Genomic DNA, 20332 nt, shown 5'->3' on the forward strand with positions numbered 1-20332 from the left:
TGCAGGCCGGGTAAGCATGCGCAAACCCGGCAGCATGGACTCAGACAGGCAAATCAATCAGCAGCGCACGCAAAGGCGTGTCGGCTACCAGCGTGATATTCGCCTCGTCGCGGATAAACGCCCCATCCCCGCAGGTTAACGCTTCACGCTCCTCTGCTGGGGTCTGCGCATGTACCGTGCCGTGAATAGATTGCAGGTAGGCGCGCGGGCCGTGCAGCTGAAAACTCAGACGCTCCCCTTTATCCAGCTCGATATGGTGCAGCCACACCTGCTGGCGAAGTTGCAGGCTGCCTGAACTGCCATCCGGCGAGGCCAGCAGCTGCTGTTTCGCATCCAGCAGGTCGATCTTCTGCAGCAGCGGGTTTTCCCGCTCCGGGCAGGCATCCAGCCACAGCTGCAGACGCGTCAGCGTCTTGTCTTTGCTGAGGTTATGTTCGCTATAGCTGATGCCGGGCTGGGTGGCTATCAACAATGCTTCACCGGCTTTCGCCTGGACATGGTTGCCCTCGCTGTCGCGGTACTCTGCTTCGCCTTCAAGGATCAGGTTCAGGATATCCACTTTTGGATAGGTACGCGGCTGGAACGAGGCCCCCGGTGCGAGAACTTCCTGGTTCAGTACACGCAAAGAGGCATAGCCCAGCAGTTTCGGGTCAAAGTAGTGTCCAAAGGAAAAGGTGTAGCGGGCCTGCAGCCAACCGAAATCGGCTTGTCCGCACTGTTTAGCTGTTCTTGTCGTAATCATAAAACTTGACCTCTCTTTACACTAAAACAATGGTAAAGGTATGGACGCTGCATTGTTAGCCAGATATTCTGCCCGGTATGTTCAAATTTCCTGAATGAGAACGCCATGGCTAAAGAGAGAGCATTGACCCTTGAAGCGCTGCGCGTGATGGACGCCATCGATCGTCGCGGTAGCTTCGCTGCAGCAGCAGATGAACTGGGGCGCGTGCCATCTGCCCTGAGCTACACCATGCAGAAGCTGGAAGAAGAGCTGGATGTGGTGCTGTTTGACCGCTCCGGTCACCGAACAAAATTCACCAACGTCGGGCGAATGCTGCTGGAGCGCGGGCGCGTGTTGCTGGAAGCGGCGGATAAGCTGACCACCGACGCCGAAGCGCTGGCCCGCGGCTGGGAAACGCACCTGACGCTGGTCACCGAAGCGCTGGTACCTACTGCGGCACTCTACCCGCTGGTGGAGCGTCTGGCGGATAAAGCCAATACCCAGCTTTCCATTATCACCGAAGTGCTCGCCGGGGCGTGGGAGCGTCTGGAGCAGGGCCGGGCGGATATTGTGATTGCGCCGGACATGCACTTCCGCTCTTCGTCGGAGATCAATTCCCGCAAGCTCTATACCGTAATGAACGTGTACGTTGCCGCGCCGGATCACCCGATTCATCAGGAGCCCGAGCCGCTGTCTGAAGTAACCCGCGTTAAATACCGCGGCGTGGCGGTGGCCGATACCGCCCGCGAGCGTCCGGTGTTAACCGTTCAGCTGCTTGATAAGCAGCCGCGCCTCACCGTCAGTACGCTGGAAGATAAGCGTCAGGCGCTGCTGGCCGGATTGGGCGTGGCCACCATGCCGTATCCGTTTGTCGAAAAAGATATTGCCGAAGGGCGTCTGCGGGTTGTCAGCCCGGAGTACACAAGCGAAGTGGATATCATTATGGCGTGGCGTCGTGACAGCATGGGCGAAGCCAAATCCTGGTGTCTGCGTGAGATCCAGAAACTCTTTACCCAGAAGTAACCTGTTGGCCCGGCAAGCGCAGCGCCGCCGGGCAACCTGTCATTTGTTCAGCAACGGATCCGGCCCAAAGCGGTTTTCACCTTCCGTACCGCGCTGGCAGTTGAAGATCACAATGATCAACCAGCCGATAATCGGAATGAGCGCCAGCAGCAGCCACCACGCCGTTCGGTCGGTATCATGCAGCCGGCGAAACAGCACGGCCCATGAGGGCAGCAGCACCAGCAAGCCATACAGGGTGGTCAGAATGCCTTCGCCGCCAGCCCGTTCCCAGCCCAGCATCTTGTCGATCAGCCCCAGCACGCAAATCAGAATGAAGTTCACCAGGGTGAACATCCAGAACTCTTTGCGCCGGGCGCGACCTTTAAACCCAATATAATTCCGCAGTACTTTCAGATACCAGTCCATGTTTTTGACCTCAATAGCAATTAATCACTTGTTTTTTAAGCGATCCACTAAAGCATAGACGGGAATAAAGGGGTGTAAAGGGCGCCGGAATAGCGCCCCTGAGGCTTAGCCGAAGCGGACGTCGCGCCCGTGCGGTTCGTTCAGATCCTGCCACGGGCCAATGGAAATAATGCCCGTCGGATTGATGGTTTTATGGCTGCGATAGTAGTGGTTACGGATGTGGTCAAAATCGACCGTCTCCGCGATCCCCGGCATCTGATAAATGTCGCGCAGGAAACCGTACAGGTTGAGGTAATCGCTGATCCGGTGTTTGTCGCACTTAAAATGGGTGACGTAAACCGGGTCAAAGCGCACCAGCGTGGTCCACAGACGAATATCCGCTTCGGTCAGCTGGTTGCCGGTCAGATAGCGGTGCTGGCCCAGGATCTGCTCCAGACGCTCCAGCGACTTAAAGACGTTAGTCACGGCTTCATCATAGGCTTCCTGACTGGTGGCAAAACCGGCCTTATAGACGCCGTTATTGACGTTGTCGTAGATCCAGCTATTCAGGTCATCAATCTTATCGCGCAGCGCAGGCGGATAATAATCGCCCGCCCGGGCTCCGTGGGCATCAAACGCGGTGTTAAACATGCGGATGATTTCGGCGGACTCATTGCTGACGATGGTCTGATTTTTCTTGTCCCACAGTACCGGAACGGTAACGCGGCCGGTGTAGTGCGGATCGGCGCGCAGGTAGAGCTGGTAAAGAAAATCATGGTGATAGAGCGAGTCGCCGGTGGCCGCCGGGAAGTCATCGCCAAAGGTCCAGCCGTTCTCCAGCATCAGCGGATGCACCACCGAGACGGGGATCAGCGAGTCCAGCCCCTTCAGGGCACGGACGATCAGGGTACGGTGCGCCCACGGACAGGCCAGAGAAACATAGAGGTGATAACGATCTTTCTCGGCCGCAAAGCCGCCTTCGCCGCTCGGGCCAGGCGCACCGTCGGCGGTGAGCCAGTTACGGAAGGCCGAAACAGAACGTTTGAAACGTCCCCCGGTTGATTTGGTGTCATACCAGGTATCCTGCCAGACGCCGTCTACGAGTTGTCCCATTTATTCCTCCTTAGATAGCAAAAGCGAGGAGAGATCTCCTCGCTTTTTGATTCAGTATAGCGTGCTTACCATTTCTTATTCAGGACGCGGTCGATACTGAACGCACCCGGACCGGTGATAGCCAGCAGCAGGTAACCGCCCGCGATGGTCAGGTTTTTCATGAACATCAGAGAGTTCACGCCTTCCGCAAAGTTGCTGTGGAACAGGAACGCGGTCAGCAGAGTGAAGCCTGCGGTGAACAGCGCGGTCGTACGGGTCAGGAAACCGAACAGGATTGCCAGACCACCACCCAGTTCAAGCAGAATGGTCAACGGCAGCAGGAACCCCGGAACGCCCATTGCTTCCATATACTGCTGCGTACCGGCATAACCACCGATTTTGCCCCAGCCTGCAGTAATAAACAGGATTGGCATCAGAACGCGCGCTACCAGTACACCAACATCTTCTAATTTTTTCATCTTACTCTCCAGGGAACCATTTGGGCTGTGAAACCTATTTAATGTGCAAAATCGGGCGGATGCCGCGGTCTCGCTGTCGATGGAGAGAATCATAAACGGGGCGAATGCCGATTGTTAGCAAGGAAAACTGTCAATCTTTATCAAAGATATTGAGCAAGCAGAGGGGGAGGGGATAAAAATAAAGCGCCCTCAGGCGCTTTACGAGTGGAGCAGGCTAAACGTCAGTGCGTTTCGGATTTGCGAAGCTGTTGCTGGGTAAGTGTGGTTTTAACCAGCTTCCAGGCGCTCCAGATACCAAAGCCACGACGCGCCCAGCGGATCAGCCTGTTCGGATGGCGGACAGCTTTCACCGCCAGGATACTGCTCCCTACCAGCGCCCAGGCGCGCAGGTTGAGGAACATCGTCCATCCGCGATCGTAACTGTGCGTCGCTTCCAGCCAGTCACGGCTGCCGGCCGACAGATCCAGCCTTTGCTGCTGGATCTGGCTCAGCAAAAATGCTTTTTCTCGCTCACGTTCCGATCGGCTTCTGCTCACTTTTTGTCATCCTCCAGCAACGACCGATCGTTGGCCAGTTCCTTACGGGTATGATGTAACAGGGTGGAGTGGCGCACTTTGCGCATCGTCCATATTCCCCCAATCAGGGCGGCAAGCAGCAGCACCACGGTGGTGCCAATCATCACATTAAGACGATACTGCGGATCGACTGCCCAGATAATCAATACCATCAGGCTCATCAGGCCAAAGGCGGCGAAGAGCATGGTCAACCCCAACATCAGTAGCAGCTGGAAGAGGTTAGCTTTCTCTTCTTCCAGTTCAACCACTGCCAGCCGGATTCGCGTCTCAGCGATGCCGACAAGTGTGGTTAAAATCCGCTGTCCGATACCGAGGACGTTTTTTGCGGGCCCTTGTGGTTGACGTGAATCTTCCATAATTAACGTCGCGTAAGCAGCATGCCGATGACAACGCCCACCGCAGCACCAATGCCTACGCCGGCCCAAGGATTCTCACGCACGTACTCATCAGCGCGCGCGGCGGCCTCACGGGTCTGTTTCGCCAGCACGTCGCTGGTTTCACCCAGGCGATAGCGGCTCTCGTGCAGGGCCTTCTCCGCTTTATTGCGCAGTTTGCTCAGCTCTTCTTTCGACTTGTCGCTTGAGGAGCTCAGCACCTCTTCCAGGGTATCCGCCAGGGACTTCAGTTCAGCGCGTAAATGGTCTGACGTGGTATCTTTTGACATGATTCTCTCCTGTTACGATGTCCATTAGATCAGTAGTCGCGAGACTCAAGCGCTTTCAGTTCGTTCTGCGCTTCTTGCAGTTTATGCTCACGTTTGGCAACTTTATCCGCATCGCCTTTCTCTTTTGCTTCCGCCAGATCCCGACGGCGTTCAGCAATCTCCTCTTTCTGCTCGTCAATCTTGCGCTGATGATCGGCGCGCAATTTACTGTCGGAGCAGTTAGCTTTGACTTCGCTCAGAGCTTTTTTCAATCCATTGATTCTGCTCTGATTGTTATGCTTTTCAGCGTAACTGATCTCGCGTTGGATATCCTGTTCCTTCTCCTGACAAAGAGATGAAGCGAACGATGCTGTGCTCAAAGAAAAAAGGGCGAGGCCCAGGGCGATGCGGTATTTCATTGTTGAAACCTTCCATTGTTTTCGACATAACCTGCGGGAATGTCGATTTCCAGGGTCGTGCGGAGTACGAATGAGAGGTGCTCCGCGTACTTAAGCATAGTAAGTAAACGGTGATATCACCAAAGTGAGTGAAAAGATTCAGAATAGTGGAAATTTAACCTAACAGGCGCGACGTATCTCGCAGACGCGTCAGCCATGCTGCCGTCTGACTGTTGTCATCCTGCTGAGCAATGATGTAGCCATGCGGCAGGCTGCGATCGAGCACCTTCTTCGCGGCAGCGCTCTCTACGCTGGAGTCGAAGGTGATCAGCAGCACGTCGTTCTGCGGAGTAATGCTTTTGAACTGAATGCCGTTGGCATCCAGATGATGCCAGATGGAGAAACCATCCGGCATGCTGACGCCCTGACTGACGGCGCGGATAGCGAGCGTCGACTCCTGCTTTTGCAGAGCAGACCAGGCCAGCAAGAGCGCGCTGAACATCACCAGCGCGATCATGGCATAAGAGAGACGACGCAGTGACGCGTTTGAACTGGCCATTACGTTAGCCCTGACTTCCATGTTTTTTCTTCCAGAGAACAACCAGCGAACCAATCAGCCCGAACACCAGCAGCACAACCGGCAGCAGCATCAGGCAGGACATCAATTGATCTTCATACTTCAGGAACACCGGCGTCTTGCCGAGCAGATACCCAAGCGTTGTGAGGATCAGCACCCACAGCAGGCCGCTCATCCAGTTAAAGAACTGGAAACGCGCGCTGCTGAGACCGGAAAGACCGGCAATCGTTGGCAAAAGGGTGCGGACAAAGGCGATAAAACGGCCAACCAGCAGCGCAGAGAGCCCATGTTTGTGGAACAGGTGATGCGCCCGCTGGTGATAGTGCGCCGGTAAATGCGACAGCCAGTTCTGCACGATGCGCGTATTGCCAAGCCATCGCCCCTGGATATAGCTCAACCAGCAGCCGAGGCTGGCCGCGATAGTCAGCAGCAGCACGGTTTGCGGAAACTGCATTGCCCCTTTTGCACAGAGCACGCCAACCAGCACCAGCAGACTATCGCCTGGCAGGAAAGCGGCCGGCAGCAGACCGTTTTCAAGAAACAGAATCATAAACAGGACAAAATAGAGCATGCCAATCATGGAAGGATTGGCCAGCGTTTCGAAATCCTGAGCCCATAAGGCATTAAGTAGTTGGGTCAAAAGTTCCATTCAGTGTTCCTGGAAATCGGTTAACGACGCACCTGTCAACCGGGTCAAACAGCACGGCGACATTTTTTATGATTTCATTATGGTCGCTCGCGGACACAGTGTGTGGCCAGAACTGTTCCCTGTTAAATGGCTAGGTAAGCAAGCACTAACTAACAAGCTAAACGGCAATTTGCATCTAATTGTAACAAACCCCAATGGGATCCGTCACAGAAATTGCGTATGTCGAAGAGTGATTTTGTCTTAACCCAGGGAGAGGACGCGAGGCTATTTACAAAGGCTGACACTATAGATGTTTACTTACCCACCGGGTGCGGAAGGCGCAGCGAAGCGCCTGCCGGAGGAAGAAGGAAACTATTTTGCGTGACTGACGGCGCTATCGAGGTGAACGACCGGATTCTCAGCAAAAAGATAGCGGTCGGCATTAAATTCGAAGTCGTCACTGGTTTCATTGAACAGCATCTGTTTGGTGTTCTCGAGATGTTGCCACATTGCCAGTTTTGCCGCATGAGGGTCTTTACGAATCAGCGCTTTAAGAATTTGGTCATGATCGTCGCACCAGTTATCCACGGTACGGGAATCGATGTGATCGTGCAGTTTTTTCCAGTACGGGTTATGAACGCGCTGAGTCCACATTTTTTCCACGATTGCAGCCAGGGCGGTATTCTGCGTCGCTAAAGCCACCTGAACGTGAAACTGCAGGTCCCATTCGGAGTCGCGGAAGCATTTCTCTTTGCGCGCGTTATCCTGGATCTCCATCAGCTTCATGATGTCCTGCTTGGTCACCTGGGTCGCCGCAAACTCGGCGATATTGCTCTCAATAAGCTGACGAGCCTGGAGCAGCTCGAACGGGCCGTAGTTAGCAAATTCCAGATTTTCATCCGGGGCCGGGGAGTGTTTTGCCTGGCTGGAGATCACATGAATGCCGGACCCTTTACGTACCTCAACATAGCCTTCCACTTCCAGCATGATGATGGCTTCACGAACCACGGTGCGGCTGACGCTTTTTTCATCAGCAATAAAGCGCTCGGCAGGCAATTTGTCACCCACCAGATAAACGCCTTGCTCGATGCGAGTTTTCAGCTCAGCGGCAAGTTGCTGATAAAGACGACGGGGTTCGTTGATTTCCATATGCGCTCCAGGCAGGGTACGGCGAATTATTTGTTATACCACTTTTACCCATTTGTCTCCAGATTTGGCTCGCAAAAAAGCCGCCCGGAAGCGGCTTTTTAGCTGTATGGCGGCAATAAATCTAACTTTGCGTCGCCGGCCTTCCGAGGGACTCTTTCTGCAGCTCTTCAGCGGATTTGCTTTTCAGCACCGTCCAGATAAGCACCGCGCCCATCAGGTCGAAGACAGCCAGAACCGCGAACAGCGGGCTAAAGCCGATGGTGTCAGCCAGCGCACCGACGACCAGGGCAAACAGGGTGCTTGCGGTCCAGGCAGCCATCCCGGTCAGGCCGTTCGCTGTCGCCACTTCATTACGACCGAAGACGTCGGAAGAGAGGGTGATCAGCGCACCGGACAGAGACTGATGAGCAAAACCACCGACGCACAGCAGGGCAATAGCAATATACGGGCTGGTGAACAGGCCGATCATGCCCGGGCCAATCATCAGCAGGGCGCCCATGGTGACAACCATTTTACGGGAGACAATCAGGTTCACGCCAAACCAGCGCTGGAACAGCGGTGGCAGGTAGCCGCCGACGATACAGCCCAGGTCTGCGAACAGCATTGGCATCCAGGCGAACATGGCGATCTCTTTCAGGTTAAAGCCGTACACTTTAAACATGAACAGCGGGATCCAGGCGTTGAAGGTCCCCCATGCTGGCTCAGCCAGGAAACGCGGCAGGGCGATACCCCAGAACTGACGGGTGCCGAGGATCTGCAGCACGGACATTTTCTTGCCGTTATTGGTCTGGTGCTGGGATTCCTGGCCGTTAATGATGTAGTCGCGTTCTTCGTCAGAGAGCTTCTTCTGATCGCGCGGGTGTTTGTAGAAGATGAGCCAGGACATCGCCCAGGCGAAGCTCAGCACGCCGGAGAGAATAAACGCCAGCTGCCAGCTGTGCATCACGATAGCCCACACCACCAGCGGCGGAGCAATCATCGCGCCAATAGAGGAACCCACGTTGAAGTAGCCTACCGCAATGGAACGCTCTTTCGCCGGGAACCACTCGGAGGCCGCTTTCAGGCCCGCCGGGATCATCGCAGCTTCAGCTGCACCGACCGCGCCACGTGCCAGCGCCAGGCCACCCCAGCTCCCTGCCAGCGCGGTTGCGCCGCAGAAGATTGCCCAGGTGACGGCAAACACCGCGTAGCCAACTTTAGTTCCCAGGATATCCAGCACGTAGCCCGCTACCGGCTGCATGATGGTATAAGCCGCGGAATAGGCCGCGATGATATAGGAGTATTGCTGTGTGGAGATGTGGAGCTCTTCCATCAGCGTTGGCGCAGCCGCCGCTATGGTGTTACGCGTCAGGTAGCCCAGCACGGTGCCAAGCGTCACCAGTGCGATCATGTACCAACGTAACCCTTTAATTTTACGCATGTAAAACCTCATCGTTATGTTATTTCCGCACCGGAGTACGGGCATCTCTACGCATGGCGTGAGATGTTTTTAACGGGAGGGCGTAACCGGAAATACTCCCGGTACGGCCCGAACCTTGCCATAAGTAACTTGCATAATTCGGTATCCTTACCGCTGAGTCCGACGCCTGAGGCACCGGTAATGCATTCCGTCGGCTTATAATTTGCGACGGCAGAACGATAACTTGTCATACAACTTTAAAAGGTGAGTGACATCACAAAAGTGTCAATAATTGTAAGGGTAATGTCGAGGCTCTGTCAGGCCAGAGCTGGCGCGGGGTGAGGCGTTATTTAACACTTTAGATGTAGATTATTTGTCGACGTTTATTGATCTAACTCACGAAAAAATCATCGGCCTCTGGAAATTGGTGTGATAACTTTGCAGCATCTGAACATTGCTTTCTGACGTGCCCGTTAAGAGGATAACGACATGACTCCGTTTATGACTGAAGATTTCCTGTTAGATACTGAATTCGCCCGCCGCCTGTACCATGATTACGCGAAAGACCAGCCGATTTTCGACTACCACTGCCACCTTCCGCCGCAGCAGGTTGCCGAAAATTACCGTTTCAAAAACCTGTATGACATCTGGCTGAAAGGTGACCACTATAAGTGGCGCGCCATGCGCACCAACGGCGTAGCGGAACGCCTGTGTACCGGCGACGCGTCCGACCGTGAAAAATTCGACGCCTGGGCCGCGACCGTGCCGCACACCATCGGTAACCCGCTGTACCACTGGACCCACCTGGAGCTGCGCCGTCCGTTTGGCATCACCGGCAAGCTGCTCTCGCCGTCAACGGCGGATGAGATCTGGAACGAATGCAACGAGCTGCTGGCCCAGGACAAATTCTCTGCCCGCGGCATCATGAAGCAGATGAATGTGAAGATGGTCGGCACCACCGACGATCCGATTGACTCCCTGGAGCATCACGCCGTTGTCGCCAAAGACGCCTCTTTTGACGTCAAAGTGCTGCCAAGCTGGCGCCCGGATAAAGCCTTCAACATTGAGCAGGCGACCTTTGCCGACTACATGGCGAAACTGGCCGAAGTCTCCGACACCGACATCCGCCGCTTCAGCGATCTGCAGGCTGCGCTGACCAAACGTCTGGACCACTTTGCGGCTCACGGCTGTAAGGTTTCTGACCATGCGCTGGACGTAGTGCTGTTTGCCGACGCCAACGAAGGCGAGCTGGACAGCATTCTGGCGCGTCGTCTGGCGGGTGAAAGCCTGAGCGAGCACGAAGTGGCGCAGTTTAAAACTGCGGTACTGGTCTGGCTGGCGGCCGAATATGCCCGTCGCGGCTGGGTGCAGCAGTACCACATCGGCGCGCTGCGCAATAACAACCAGCGTCAGTTCAAACTGCTGGGCGCCGACGTCGGTTTCGACTCCATCAACGACCGTCCGCTGGCGGAAGAGCTGTCCAAACTGCTGAGCAAACAGAACGAAGAGAACCTGCTGCCAAAAACCATTCTTTACTGCCTGAACCCGCGCGATAACGAAGTGCTGGGCACCATGATCGGCAACTTCCAGGGCGAAGGGATGCCGGGCAAGATGCAGTTCGGTTCCGGCTGGTGGTTCAACGATCAGAAAGACGGCATGGAGCGTCAGATGACACAGCTGGCGCAGCTTGGTCTGCTGAGCCGCTTTGTCGGGATGCTGACCGACAGCCGCAGCTTCCTTTCTTATACTCGCCATGAATACTTCCGCCGCATTCTGTGCCAGATGATTGGCCGCTGGGTCACCGCGGGCGAAGCGCCGGCCGATATTCAACTGCTGGGCGAAATGGTGAGAAACATCTGCTTTAACAACGCGCGCGACTACTTCGCTATTGAACTGAACTAAGGCCGTCTGAGGTTGATATGCAATACATCAAAATCCATTCGCTGGACAACGTTGCGGTCGCGCTGGCCGACCTGAGCGAAGGGCTGGACGTGACGTTTGGTAACCAGACCGTCACGCTGCGCCAGGACATGGCGCGCGGGCACAAATTTGCCCTGCAGCCCATTGCCAAAGGGGAGAACGTTGTTAAATACGGTCTGCCTATTGGCCATGCGCTGGCGGATATCGCGGCGGGTGAATTCATTCACTCCCACAATACCCGCACCAATCTGAGCGATCTGGATGAGTACAGCTATCAACCTGAGTTGCAGGCTGAGAGCAGCCAGGCGGCAGATCGTGACGTCCAGATCTACCGCCGCGCCAGCGGTGAGGTGGGTATTCGCAATGAACTGTGGATCCTGCCCACCGTCGGCTGCGTTAACGGCATCGCCCGTCAGATCCAGAGCCGTTTCCTGAAAGAGACCAATGAAGCAGAAGGCACCGACGGCGTGTTCCTCTTCAGCCACACCTACGGCTGTTCCCAGCTGGGCGACGACCACATCAACACCCGTACCATGCTGCAAAACATGGTCCGCCACCCGAACGCCGGGGCGGTGCTGGTGATCGGCCTCGGCTGTGAGAACAACCAGGTGGATGCCTTCCGTGAAACGCTGGGCGATTTCGACTCATCCCGCGTTCACTTTATGGTGTGCCAGCACCAGGACGACGAAGTGGAAGCCGGTCTGGAACACCTGCATCAGCTGTATGAGGTGATGCGCCACGACCAGCGCGAAGCGGGCAAGCTGAGCGAGCTGAAGTTTGGTCTGGAGTGCGGCGGTTCGGACGGCCTGTCCGGCATCACCGCGAACCCGATGCTGGGCCAGTTCTCCGATTACGTCATCGGCAACGGCGGCACTACCGTGCTGACCGAAGTGCCGGAGATGTTCGGTGCCGAGCGCATTCTGATGAGCCACTGCCGCGATGAAGCGACCTTTGAAAAAACCGTCACCATGGTGAACGACTTCAAGCAGTACTTTATCGCCCACAACCAGCCGATTTACGAGAACCCATCCCCGGGCAACAAGGCGGGCGGGATCACCACGCTGGAAGAGAAATCCCTCGGCTGTACCCAGAAAGCGGGTGCCAGCCAGGTGGTGGATGTTCTGCGCTACGGCGAGCGGTTGAACACGCCGGGTCTGAACCTGTTAAGCGCGCCGGGCAACGACGCCGTCGCCACCAGCGCCCTGGCGGGTGCGGGCTGCCATATGGTGCTGTTCAGCACTGGTCGCGGTACGCCGTACGGCGGCTTTGTGCCAACGGTGAAAATCGCCACCAACAGCGAGCTGGCGGCGAAGAAAAAGCACTGGATTGATTTCGATGCCGGTCAGCTGATCCACGGCAAAGCGATGCCGCAGCTGTTAACGGAATTCGTGGATGTAATTGTGGATATCGCCAACGGCAAGCAGGCCTGCAACGAGAAAAACGACTTCCGCGAGCTGGCGATCTTTAAGAGTGGTGTGACGCTGTAAGCGGTGCGGCCTGATGCCCTCACCCTGACCCTCTCCCACGGGGAGAGGGTACAACACTAAAAACGGCAACCTCAGGGTTGCCGTTTTGCTTTTATCCTGTAGGCCCGGTAAGGCGTAGCCGCCACCGGGCTTTTTTATTAATTACGTAAGGCGTTCTTAGCCAGACGCGCGTCTTCAGCCTGACAGGCCGCAGCGGTAAACAGCACGTCGGTGGAGGAGTTCAGCGCGGTTTCGCAGGAGTCCTGCAGCACGCCAATGATGAAGCCTACCGCCACAACCTGCATCGCCACTTCGTTCGGGATGCCGAACATATTACAGGCCAGCGGGATCAGCAGCAGAGAACCGCCCGCCACACCCGATGCACCACAGGCACACAGCGAGGCCACGACGCTCAGCAGCAGCGCGGTTGGCAGATCGACCGGCACACCCAGAGTATGTACGGCGGCCAGGGTCAGCACGGTGATGGTGATCGCCGCGCCCGCCATGTTCACCGTCGCACCCAGCGGGATGGAGACGGAATAGGTATCACGATCCAGGTTCAGCTTCTCGGCCAGCGCCATGTTAACCGGAATGTTCGCCGCAGAGCTGCGGGTGAAGAAGGCGTAGACGCCGCTCTCACGCAGGCAGGTCAGCACCAGCGGATACGGGTTACGGCGGATCTGCCAGAACACCAGCAGCGGGTTGATCACCAGCGCCACCAGCAGCATACAGCCCACCAGCACCACCAGCAGCTGGGCATAGCCCCACAGGGTTTCAAAACCGGTGGTCGCCAGGGTGGAGGAGACCAGACCGAAGATACCGATTGGCGCAAAGCGAATAACCACTTTCACCATAAAGGTCACGGCGTTGGAAACGTCATTCACCAGATTTTTAGTGGTGTCGTTACCGTGGCGCAGGGCAAAGCCCAGTCCAACGGCCCACACCAGAATGCCGATGTAGTTGGCATTCAGCAGGGCGTCAATCGGGTTAGAGACCATGCTCATCAGCAGGCCGCGAAGCACTTCCACGATGCCCGATGGCGGGGTGATATCGCCTGCGGCAGAGGTGAGATGCAGCGTGGACGGGAACAGGAAGCTAAACACTACCGCCGTCAGCGCGGCAGAGAAGGTGCCCAGCAGATAAAGGAACAAAATCGGACGAATGTTGGTTTTTTGTCCGTGTTGGTGGTTGGCAATGGAGGCCATCACCAGCATCAGCACCAGGACCGGTGCGACGGCCTTTAACGCGCCAACGAACAGGGTGCCGAGCAGGCCGGTGGCGATGGCGGCGGGTTTAGAGACCAGGGCCAGTAAAATACCCAGCACCAGACCTACCAGTATTTGTTTAACGAGGCTGCCCTGCGCCAGGCGCGCGAGCAGACCAGGGGATTGCATGGTCATAAAAATTCCTTCAGTGAGATTGCGTTCCGTCCCGGAGATGCTCTGAGGCACTTATATTCCGGTTAGAGGTGTGTGTTTGTCAGGATGAGTATATTGAATGCGCGAAGCCTGGGAAGAGCAAAATGCTGGAATTTACGTGTTGCGTCATATTTTTTAACTGTGCGTTTACATTTTTGCTGGGTGGTTCGCTTAAACCCCTCTGCGCAAGGTAGTGCCGGGTGGCGCTACGCTTACCCGGCCTACAAAACCGTAGGCCCGGCAAGCATAGCGCCGCCGGGCGATTGTTACCCGATCTGCCGTTTCTTATCGTTCTGGTGATTCACCCAGGCGTTGATGACCAGAGTCAGAACCAGGATACCAAACACCACGCCCAGCGAGATGGCGATCGGGATATGGTAGAAATCGACAATCATCATCTTGATACCGATAAACACCAGGATCACCGACAGACCGTACTTCAGCATTGAGAAGCGCTCCGCCACGCCCGCCAGCAGGAAGTACATGGCACGCAGGCCGAGGATCGCAAACAGGTTTGAGGTCAGGACGATGAACGGGTCGGTGGTCACCGCGAAAATCGCCGGAATACTGTCGACCGCAAAGATCACGTCGCTCAGCTCCACCATGATCAGCACCAGCAGCAGCGGCGTGGCGAACAGCAGGCCGTTCTTACGTACGAAGAAGTGCTCGTTTTCGATGGTGTCGGTCATGCGCAGATGACCGCGCAGCCAGCGCACCAGCGGCTTTTCGCCAATACCGGTTTCATCTTCTTTCGCCAGCGCCATCTTCACGCCGGTAAAGAGCAGGAAGGCACCGAAGACGTACAACAGCCATTCGAACTGGGTAATCAGCCAGCTACCGGCGAAGATCATGATGGTACGCAGCACGATCGCGCCCAGCACGCCATACACCAGCACCCGACGCTGCAACGCCGCAGGCACCGCAAAATAGCTGAACAGCATCAGCCAGACAAAGACGTTATCCACCGCCAGGGCTTTTTCGATCAGATAACCCGTCAGGAACGCCAGCGCCTGGGGATCGGCCACCGCGCGGCCTTGTGTAACGGAGAGATACCACCAGAAGGCGGCACAGAAGAGCAGGGAGAGGGTGACCCACACCAGCGACCAGGCGGCCGCCTGCTTCATGGTCATGCCATGTGCGCCGCGTCGACCCTGCAAGAAGAGGTCGATCGCCAACATGATGACCACCACGACTGCGAATCCACCCCACAGCAGCGGAGTACCGACAGTATTCATACAATTTTCCTTCCACAAAAAAAACGACTAACGTCAGAAGACGATAGTCGTTGCGTTTTTTGTGCATAGACCTCGCCTTCCGGCAAGGTCTCACTTACAACAAGAAAGGAATACGCTCATCGTATTCCTTTTTCGTTGCCCGGCGACCGGATGCGGTATTACACGCATCGTAATGACGATCCACCGACCAGGAAGTTACTCCCCTTTGCAGGTAACAAAATATGTCAGGTCATTGGTTTCGTCAATGACCTGCACTCATTCATTACACAGCTTTACGCGGTAACTTCTGCGTTAAGGCCGTCCGCCGGGAAAACCACCCCCGTCTGGCGACGGATTTCGGTTTGCAGCTTCGCCGTGGTACGGCTCACCGCAAGGCCCGGATGGTTAACTTCCTGGGTTTCGACCAGACGCGCGAACACCTCTGCCTCATAAAGCATAGTGTTGATATGCTGAGGCTGCGTCAGCTCCTGAGGCTTGCCGCCGCGCGGCACGAAGCTCAGCTTCTGGCACTCAGAGATCTTCTCGATAACCAGCGCGCCGTTCTCACCCTGGATTTCGCTCGGCAGCACCGAGTCACTGACTTTAGAGTGCTGCAGCGTCACGCTGAAATCGCCGTAATCCAGCACCACCAGACCGTGGGCATCGACGCCGCTCTCCAGCAGGCTGGCGGTTGCCTGAACCCGGTGCGGCTCGCCCCACAGCGCCACCGCCGAGGCCAGGCAGTAGAAACCGATATCCATAATCGAGCCGTTAGAGAACTGCGGATTAAAGGTGTTTGGGTTCTCGCCGTCCAGATAGCGCTGATAGCGTGACGAATACTGACAGTAGTTGATGAAGGCTTTGCGGACGCGGCCCACTTTCGACAGCGACTGCTGCAGCAGCAGGAAATTCGGCAGGCTGGCGGTTTTGAACGCTTCGAACAGCACCACCTGGTTTTCCCGCGCAAGGGCAATGGCGGCTTCGACCTCATCGATATTCGAGGCCAGCGGCTTCTCGCAGATCACATGCTTTTTATGGCTGAGGAACAGCTTCGTTTGCGGGAAGTGCAGGGAGTTGGGGCTGGCAATATAAACCGCGTCAATGGCATCGCTCTGCGCCATCTCCTCGAGCGAGGTAAACAGATGTTCGACGAGGTAGTCGTTCGCAAAGGTCTGCGCCTGTTCAAGGCTGCGGGAATAGACTGCGGTAAGTTTATATTTGCCGGTCTCATGGGCGGCATCGACGAACTGACGGGTGATCCAGTTCGTCCCAATGACTGCGAAACGTATCATAAACGTTCACGAACTCCGTTAAGGGAACCTGATGCCACTGTAGCATGTCATGATGACAAATCGAGTGCGCTAATTCTCATTACTCTTTAACGATAAATGCGTCAGCCACAGCCGGGTATCAAACTCCAGCTGGTGGTACTGCGGCTCCATATGGCAGCACAGGGAGTAGAATGCTTTGTCGTGCTCTTTCTCTTTCAGGTGCGCCAGCTCATGCACCACGATCATGCGCAGGAAGGCTTCCGGCGCGTTGCGAAACACGGTTGCCACGCGGATCTCGGCCTTGGCCTTGAGCTTGCCGCCCTGCACGCGCGAGATGGCGGTGTGCAGGCCGAGCGCATTCTTCAGGACGTGGATCTTGTTGTCGTACATCACCTTATTGATGGGCGGCGCGCTGCGTAAATACCGGTTTTTCATATCCTGCGTATACTGCCAGAGGGCTTTATCGGTGGCGAAATCGTGGGTGCCCGGGTAGCGTTTTTCCAGTACCGCCCCCAGCTTTTGCTCGGCAATTAAGGTGCGGACCTGGGAAAGCAGATGCTCCGGGTAGCCCTGGAGGTAAGTCAGCTGGTTCATCAAAACCCCAAAATAATTTGAAAACGGGTATACTCACGCACCCTTTTCAGGGATAACGCCGAAATTTTACCACTCAGGAGGGCCGATGAGCCACTTAGACAACGGTTTCCGTTCACTCGACTTAAAACGTTTCCCGGAAACGGACGACGTTAACCCGCTTCAGGCGTGGGAAGCGGCGGATGAATATCTGCTGCAGCAGTTGGATGACACTGAAATCAGCGGCCCGGTTCTGATCCTGAATGATGCTTTCGGCGCCCTGGCTTGCGCACTGGCCGAACATACGCCTTACAGCATCGGGGATTCATACCTGAGCGAGCTGGCGACGCGCGAGAACCTGCGTCACAACGACATCGCCGAGTCCAGCGTCAAGTTCCTCGACAGCACCGCGGATTACCCGCAGGCGCCGGGCGTGGTGCTGATCAAAGTGCCAAAAACAATGGCCCTGCTGGAGCAGCAGCTCCGCGCGCTGCGCAAGGTGGTGACGCCAGAGACACGCATTATCGCCGGTGCCAAAGCCCGTGATATCCATACCTCCACGCTGGAGCTGTTCGAGAAAGTGCTGGGGCCAACCACCACTACGCTGGCGTGGAAAAAAGCCCGTCTGATCAACTGTACTTTCACGGCACCCGAGCTGGCCGACGCGCCGGAGACCCTGAGCTGGAAGCTGGAAGGCACCGACTGGACCATCCATAACCACGCGAACGTCTTCTCCCGTACCGGGCTGGATATCGGCGCGCGCTTCTTTATCGAGCATCTGCCGGAAAATCTGGAAGGGGAGATCGTCGATCTCGGCTGTGGTAACGGGGTGATCGGTCTGACGCTGCTGGCGAAGAACCCGGAAGCCAGCGTGGTCTTCAGCGATGAGTCGCCGATGGCGGTGGCCTCCAGCCGTCTCAACGTGGAAACCAACATGCCGGAAGCGCTGGATCGCTGCGAGTTTATGATCAACAACGCGCTGTCGGGCGTGGAGCCGTTCCGCTTTAACGCGGTGCTGTGCAACCCGCCGTTCCACCAGAAACACGCCCTGACGGATAACGTCGCCTGGGAGATGTTCCACCATGCGCGCCGCTGCCTGAAAATCAACGGTGAGCTGTACATCGTGGCTAACCGTCATCTGGACTACTTCCACAAGCTGAAGAAGATCTTCGGTAACTGCACCACGGTGGCGACCAACAACAAGTTCGTGGTGTTGAAGGCGGTTAAGCTGGGTCGCCGTCGTTAAGATTGTTGTGCGGTCTGATGCCCGGTGGCGCTTCGCTTACCGGGCCTACGGTCTTGTAGGCCGGTGCAAGCGCAGCGCCGCCCGGCAATGTTCTAGATCTCCAACGCTAATTTCGTCCCCTGGGCAATCGCCCGCCTGGCATCGAGCTCCATCGCCACGTCGCACCCGCCAATCAAATGCACCGTTTTGCCCGCGTCGCGCAGCGGCTCCGCCAGATCGCGCTTCGGCTCCTGACCGGCGCACAAAATCACATTATCCACGCGCAACAGCTGCGGTTCACCGCCGATCAGCACATGCAATCCTTCGTCGTCGATCTTCTGGTAACTCACCGCCGGGATCATCTTCACGCCGCGGGCGAGAAGGGTGGCGCGGTGGATCCAGCCGGTGGTTTTACCCAGCCCTTCGCCCGGCTTGCTGGCCTTGCGCTGCAGCATCACGATCTGGCGCGGGCTTTTCGGCAGTTGCGGTCCTTCCGGGCGCAAACCGCCCACCTGGTTCAGGCTGGTGTCGATGCCCCATTCCGCGCAGAACTCCGCGATATTCTGGCTGGTGGACTCGCCCGTCTGGCTCAGGTACATGGCGGTATCAAAGCCGATCCCGCCGCAGCCGATAATCGCCACGCGATCTCCCACCGGCGTCTTGTCGCGCAGCACGTCGAGATAGCTCAGCACTTTCGGGTGTGAGACGCCTTCGATCTCAGGCGTTCGCGGGGCGATCCCGCTGGCGAGGATCGTCTCGTCAAAGTCGAGCAGATCTTCCGCGCCCACCCACTGGTTGAGCCGCAGATCCACGCCGGTAATGTCGATCATCCGCCGGTAGTAGCGCAGCGTCTCGTAGAACTCCTCTTTGCCGGGGATCTGCTTGGCGATATTAAACTGCCCGCCGATCTCAGGAAGCGCGTCAAACAGCGTCACGCTGTGGCCGCGCGACGCGGCATTCACCGCAAACGCCAGCCCCGCCGGACCTGCGCCCACCACCGCCAGCCGCTTCTTATTCACAGCAGGCACGATCGGCATGCGGGTTTCGTGACAGGCGCGCGGGTTGACCAGGCAGGAGGTGACTTTGCCGACGAAAATCTGATCCAGGCAGGCCTGGTTGCAGCCAATACAGGTGTTGATCTCATCCGCCCGACCGCTCTGCGCTTTCGACAGCAGCTCGGCGTCGGCAAGGAACGGTCGCGCCATCGACACCATATCGGCATCGCCGCGTGAGATCACATCGTCTGCCACCTGAGGATCGTTAATGCGGTTGGTGGTCACCAGCGGGATCGACACCTTGCCCTTCAGCCTGCGGGTGACCCAGCTGAACGCCGCGCGCGCACCGGGGTGGCGATGGTCGGGATGCGCGCCTCGTGCCAGCCGATCCCGGTGTTGATGATGGTTGCCCCTGCCGCCTCAATGGCCTGCGCCAGCTGGACGGTTTCGTCGAAGGTGCCGCCGCCCTCCACCAGGTCGAGCATCGACAGGCGGAAGATAATAATAAAATCGCTCCCGGCGCGCTCGCGCACGGCACGCACCACTTCGACGGCGAAGCGCATCCGACGAGCGTAGTCGCCGCCCCATTCGTCGTCGCGCTGGTTGGTGCGGGCGGCGAGGAATTCGTTAATCAGATAGCCTTCGGAGCCCATCACTTCCACGCCGTCGTAGCCCGCTTCCCGCGCCAGGGCCGCGCAGCGGGCAAAGTCGTCGATCAGGGTCAGGATCTCATCGTGAGTCAGGGCGTGGGGCTTAAAGCGGTTGATCGGAGCCTGGATCGCCGACGGGGCCACCGGTTTTGGCTGATAGCTGTAGCGCCCGGTATGCAGAATTTGCAGGGCGATTTTGCCGCCCTGCTGGTGGACAGCATCGGTGACGATCCGGTGGTGGGGCAGCTGCGCCGCATCGTTTAGCACCGCGCCGCCCTCCATCCCGACGCCGGAGGGGGCAGGGGCCACGCCGCCGGTGACGATCAGCGCCACGCCGTGACGGGCGCGCTCGGCGTAGAACGCGGCCAGCCGCTGTGCGCCGTCCGGCCGCTCCTCCAGCCCGGTATGCATTGAGCCCATTAACACGCGGTTTTTGAGCGTGGTGAACCCCAGATCGAGGGGGGCGAATAACGACGGGTAGCGGCTCATAGTCTCTTCCAGTGTAAAATTATTGTTATGTGGTCGGATGAGTTAG

General features: G+C 57.0%; 20 protein-coding genes and 1 pseudogene. 4 read left to right on the forward strand and 17 right to left on the reverse strand.

Annotated features, from left to right (window positions below):
- Positions 1 to 40: 40 nt before the first annotated feature.
- Complete coding sequence (locus K5I40_RS11510; RefSeq protein ID WP_039031687.1) at positions 41 to 742, reverse strand: pirin family protein; 702 nt, start codon at positions 740 to 742, stop codon at positions 41 to 43.
- Between the two features lie 105 nt (positions 743 to 847).
- On the opposite strand from K5I40_RS11510, the gene K5I40_RS11515 reads away from it, so the two are divergent.
- A complete protein-coding gene (locus K5I40_RS11515; RefSeq protein WP_039031688.1) occupies positions 848 to 1744 on the forward strand; it encodes a LysR family transcriptional regulator in 897 nt (298 codons plus the stop codon).
- 39 nt (positions 1745 to 1783) lie between these two features.
- Here the strand turns inward: K5I40_RS11515 and K5I40_RS11520 are convergent, their stop codons facing one another.
- The 11 genes from K5I40_RS11520 to K5I40_RS11570 all read right to left on the reverse strand — a co-directional run bounded on the left by K5I40_RS11520 (position 1784) and on the right by K5I40_RS11570 (position 9089).
- The gene (locus K5I40_RS11520) at positions 1784 to 2149 is read right to left on the reverse strand and encodes a DUF805 domain-containing protein (protein ID WP_039031689.1); all 366 of its coding nucleotides are present in this window, start codon (positions 2147 to 2149) and stop codon (positions 1784 to 1786) included.
- 105 nt (positions 2150 to 2254) lie between these two features.
- On the reverse strand, positions 2255 to 3241 hold the full coding sequence (locus K5I40_RS11525; RefSeq protein ID WP_039031690.1) for a glutathione S-transferase family protein: 987 nt from the start codon (positions 3239 to 3241) through the stop codon (positions 2255 to 2257).
- Between the two features lie 65 nt (positions 3242 to 3306).
- Positions 3307 to 3699, reverse strand: a complete 393-nt coding sequence (locus tag K5I40_RS11530) for a DoxX family protein (protein WP_176556488.1) — start codon at positions 3697 to 3699, stop codon at positions 3307 to 3309.
- Between the two features lie 221 nt (positions 3700 to 3920).
- Positions 3921 to 4235 carry a YqjK-like family protein gene (locus K5I40_RS11535; protein WP_039031692.1) on the reverse strand — a complete coding sequence of 105 codons (315 nt, stop codon included), beginning with the start codon at positions 4233 to 4235 and terminating at the stop codon, positions 3921 to 3923.
- The gene (locus K5I40_RS11540) at positions 4232 to 4630 is read right to left on the reverse strand and encodes a phage holin family protein (protein WP_039031693.1); all 399 of its coding nucleotides are present in this window, start codon (positions 4628 to 4630) and stop codon (positions 4232 to 4234) included. The genes K5I40_RS11535 and K5I40_RS11540 overlap by 4 nt, the downstream gene beginning before the upstream one ends.
- Positions 4631 to 4632: 2 nt before the next feature.
- Positions 4633 to 4938 carry a YqjD family protein gene (locus K5I40_RS11545; protein ID WP_039031694.1) on the reverse strand — a complete coding sequence of 102 codons (306 nt, stop codon included), beginning with the start codon at positions 4936 to 4938 and terminating at the stop codon, positions 4633 to 4635.
- A gap of 29 nt (positions 4939 to 4967) precedes the next feature.
- Positions 4968 to 5336 carry a DUF1090 domain-containing protein gene (locus K5I40_RS11550; protein ID WP_223074567.1) on the reverse strand — a complete coding sequence of 123 codons (369 nt, stop codon included), beginning with the start codon at positions 5334 to 5336 and terminating at the stop codon, positions 4968 to 4970.
- Positions 5337 to 5490: 154 nt separating this feature from the next.
- Positions 5491 to 5874, reverse strand: coding sequence for an EnvZ/OmpR regulon moderator MzrA (mzrA, locus tag K5I40_RS11555; RefSeq protein ID WP_039031696.1), 384 nt, complete (start codon positions 5872 to 5874; stop codon positions 5491 to 5493).
- Positions 5875 to 5878: 4 nt separating this feature from the next.
- Positions 5879 to 6541: a DedA family general envelope maintenance protein YqjA gene (gene yqjA, locus K5I40_RS11560; RefSeq protein ID WP_039031697.1), complete on the reverse strand. Its 663-nt coding sequence runs from the start codon at positions 6539 to 6541 to the stop codon at positions 5879 to 5881.
- A 351-nt stretch (positions 6542 to 6892) separates the two neighbouring features.
- Complete coding sequence (gene exuR / locus K5I40_RS11565) at positions 6893 to 7669, reverse strand: transcriptional regulator ExuR (RefSeq protein ID WP_138370285.1); 777 nt, start codon at positions 7667 to 7669, stop codon at positions 6893 to 6895.
- A 121-nt stretch (positions 7670 to 7790) separates the two neighbouring features.
- Positions 7791 to 9089, reverse strand: a complete 1299-nt coding sequence (locus K5I40_RS11570; protein WP_039031699.1) for an MFS transporter — start codon at positions 9087 to 9089, stop codon at positions 7791 to 7793.
- A gap of 468 nt (positions 9090 to 9557) precedes the next feature.
- Here K5I40_RS11570 and uxaC point away from each other — a divergent pair, with 468 nt between their 5' ends.
- The gene (gene uxaC / locus K5I40_RS11575) at positions 9558 to 10970 is read left to right on the forward strand and encodes a glucuronate isomerase (protein WP_223074568.1); all 1413 of its coding nucleotides are present in this window, start codon (positions 9558 to 9560) and stop codon (positions 10968 to 10970) included.
- Between the two features lie 17 nt (positions 10971 to 10987).
- Positions 10988 to 12475 (forward strand): UxaA family hydrolase, encoded by a 1488-nt coding sequence (locus K5I40_RS11580; RefSeq protein ID WP_223074569.1) that lies wholly within the window; start codon positions 10988 to 10990, stop codon positions 12473 to 12475.
- Positions 12476 to 12612: 137 nt separating this feature from the next.
- On the opposite strand, the gene sstT is transcribed toward K5I40_RS11580, so the two are convergent.
- The 4 genes from sstT to K5I40_RS11600 form a co-directional block, all read right to left on the reverse strand.
- Entirely contained in the window at positions 12613 to 13854 is a 1242-nt protein-coding gene (sstT, locus tag K5I40_RS11585; protein WP_139563681.1) for a serine/threonine transporter SstT, read from the reverse strand.
- A gap of 284 nt (positions 13855 to 14138) precedes the next feature.
- Positions 14139 to 15107 carry a TerC family protein gene (locus K5I40_RS11590; protein ID WP_223074570.1) on the reverse strand — a complete coding sequence of 323 codons (969 nt, stop codon included), beginning with the start codon at positions 15105 to 15107 and terminating at the stop codon, positions 14139 to 14141.
- A 272-nt stretch (positions 15108 to 15379) separates the two neighbouring features.
- A complete protein-coding gene (locus K5I40_RS11595; RefSeq protein WP_138370283.1) occupies positions 15380 to 16378 on the reverse strand; it encodes a Gfo/Idh/MocA family protein in 999 nt (332 codons plus the stop codon).
- Positions 16379 to 16447: 69 nt separating this feature from the next.
- Positions 16448 to 16951 (reverse strand): YgjP-like metallopeptidase domain-containing protein, encoded by a 504-nt coding sequence (locus tag K5I40_RS11600; protein WP_138370282.1) that lies wholly within the window; start codon positions 16949 to 16951, stop codon positions 16448 to 16450.
- An 85-nt stretch (positions 16952 to 17036) separates the two neighbouring features.
- Here K5I40_RS11600 and rlmG point away from each other — a divergent pair, with 85 nt between their 5' ends.
- Entirely contained in the window at positions 17037 to 18173 is a 1137-nt protein-coding gene (gene rlmG, locus K5I40_RS11605; RefSeq protein ID WP_039031706.1) for a 23S rRNA (guanine(1835)-N(2))-methyltransferase RlmG, read from the forward strand.
- A gap of 92 nt (positions 18174 to 18265) precedes the next feature.
- Here the strand turns inward: rlmG and K5I40_RS11610 are convergent.
- A pseudogene (locus tag K5I40_RS11610) lies at positions 18266 to 20286 on the reverse strand (FAD-dependent oxidoreductase).
- Between the last annotated feature and the right edge of the window lie 46 nt (positions 20287 to 20332).

It is taken from the genome of Leclercia sp. LTM14 (assembly GCF_023736175.1).
GTDB classification, from domain to species: domain Bacteria; phylum Pseudomonadota; class Gammaproteobacteria; order Enterobacterales; family Enterobacteriaceae; genus Enterobacter; species Enterobacter barmai.

Excerpts from the sequence above, each read along its gene's own strand:
- K5I40_RS11525 (WP_039031690.1), bottom strand. The coding sequence starts at position 3,241 with ATGGGACAACTCGTAGACGGCGTCTGGCAGGATACCTGGTATGACACC.
- K5I40_RS11520 (WP_039031689.1), bottom strand. The coding sequence starts at position 2,149 with ATGGACTGGTATCTGAAAGTACTGCGGAATTATATTGGGTTTAAAGGT.
- K5I40_RS11570 (WP_039031699.1), bottom strand. The coding sequence starts at position 9,089 with ATGCGTAAAATTAAAGGGTTACGTTGGTACATGATCGCACTGGTGACG.
- uxaC (WP_223074568.1), top strand. The coding sequence starts at position 9,558 with ATGACTCCGTTTATGACTGAAGATTTCCTGTTAGATACTGAATTCGCC.
- K5I40_RS11530 (WP_176556488.1), bottom strand. The coding sequence starts at position 3,699 with ATGAAAAAATTAGAAGATGTTGGTGTACTGGTAGCGCGCGTTCTGATG.
- yqjA (WP_039031697.1), bottom strand. The coding sequence starts at position 6,541 with ATGGAACTTTTGACCCAACTACTTAATGCCTTATGGGCTCAGGATTTC.
- sstT (WP_139563681.1), bottom strand. The coding sequence starts at position 13,854 with ATGACCATGCAATCCCCTGGTCTGCTCGCGCGCCTGGCGCAGGGCAGC.
- K5I40_RS11550 (WP_223074567.1), bottom strand. The coding sequence starts at position 5,336 with ATGAAATACCGCATCGCCCTGGGCCTCGCCCTTTTTTCTTTGAGCACA.
- K5I40_RS11510 (WP_039031687.1), bottom strand. The coding sequence starts at position 742 with ATGATTACGACAAGAACAGCTAAACAGTGCGGACAAGCCGATTTCGGT.
- K5I40_RS11540 (WP_039031693.1), bottom strand. The coding sequence starts at position 4,630 with ATGGAAGATTCACGTCAACCACAAGGGCCCGCAAAAAACGTCCTCGGT.
- K5I40_RS11580 (WP_223074569.1), top strand. The coding sequence starts at position 10,988 with ATGCAATACATCAAAATCCATTCGCTGGACAACGTTGCGGTCGCGCTG.
- rlmG (WP_039031706.1), top strand. The coding sequence starts at position 17,037 with ATGAGCCACTTAGACAACGGTTTCCGTTCACTCGACTTAAAACGTTTC.
- exuR (WP_138370285.1), bottom strand. The coding sequence starts at position 7,669 with ATGGAAATCAACGAACCCCGTCGTCTTTATCAGCAACTTGCCGCTGAG.
- K5I40_RS11590 (WP_223074570.1), bottom strand. The coding sequence starts at position 15,107 with ATGAATACTGTCGGTACTCCGCTGCTGTGGGGTGGATTCGCAGTCGTG.
- mzrA (WP_039031696.1), bottom strand. The coding sequence starts at position 5,874 with ATGGCCAGTTCAAACGCGTCACTGCGTCGTCTCTCTTATGCCATGATC.
- K5I40_RS11600 (WP_138370282.1), bottom strand. The coding sequence starts at position 16,951 with ATGAACCAGCTGACTTACCTCCAGGGCTACCCGGAGCATCTGCTTTCC.
- K5I40_RS11515 (WP_039031688.1), top strand. The coding sequence starts at position 848 with ATGGCTAAAGAGAGAGCATTGACCCTTGAAGCGCTGCGCGTGATGGAC.
- K5I40_RS11595 (WP_138370283.1), bottom strand. The coding sequence starts at position 16,378 with ATGATACGTTTCGCAGTCATTGGGACGAACTGGATCACCCGTCAGTTC.
- K5I40_RS11545 (WP_039031694.1), bottom strand. The coding sequence starts at position 4,938 with ATGTCAAAAGATACCACGTCAGACCATTTACGCGCTGAACTGAAGTCC.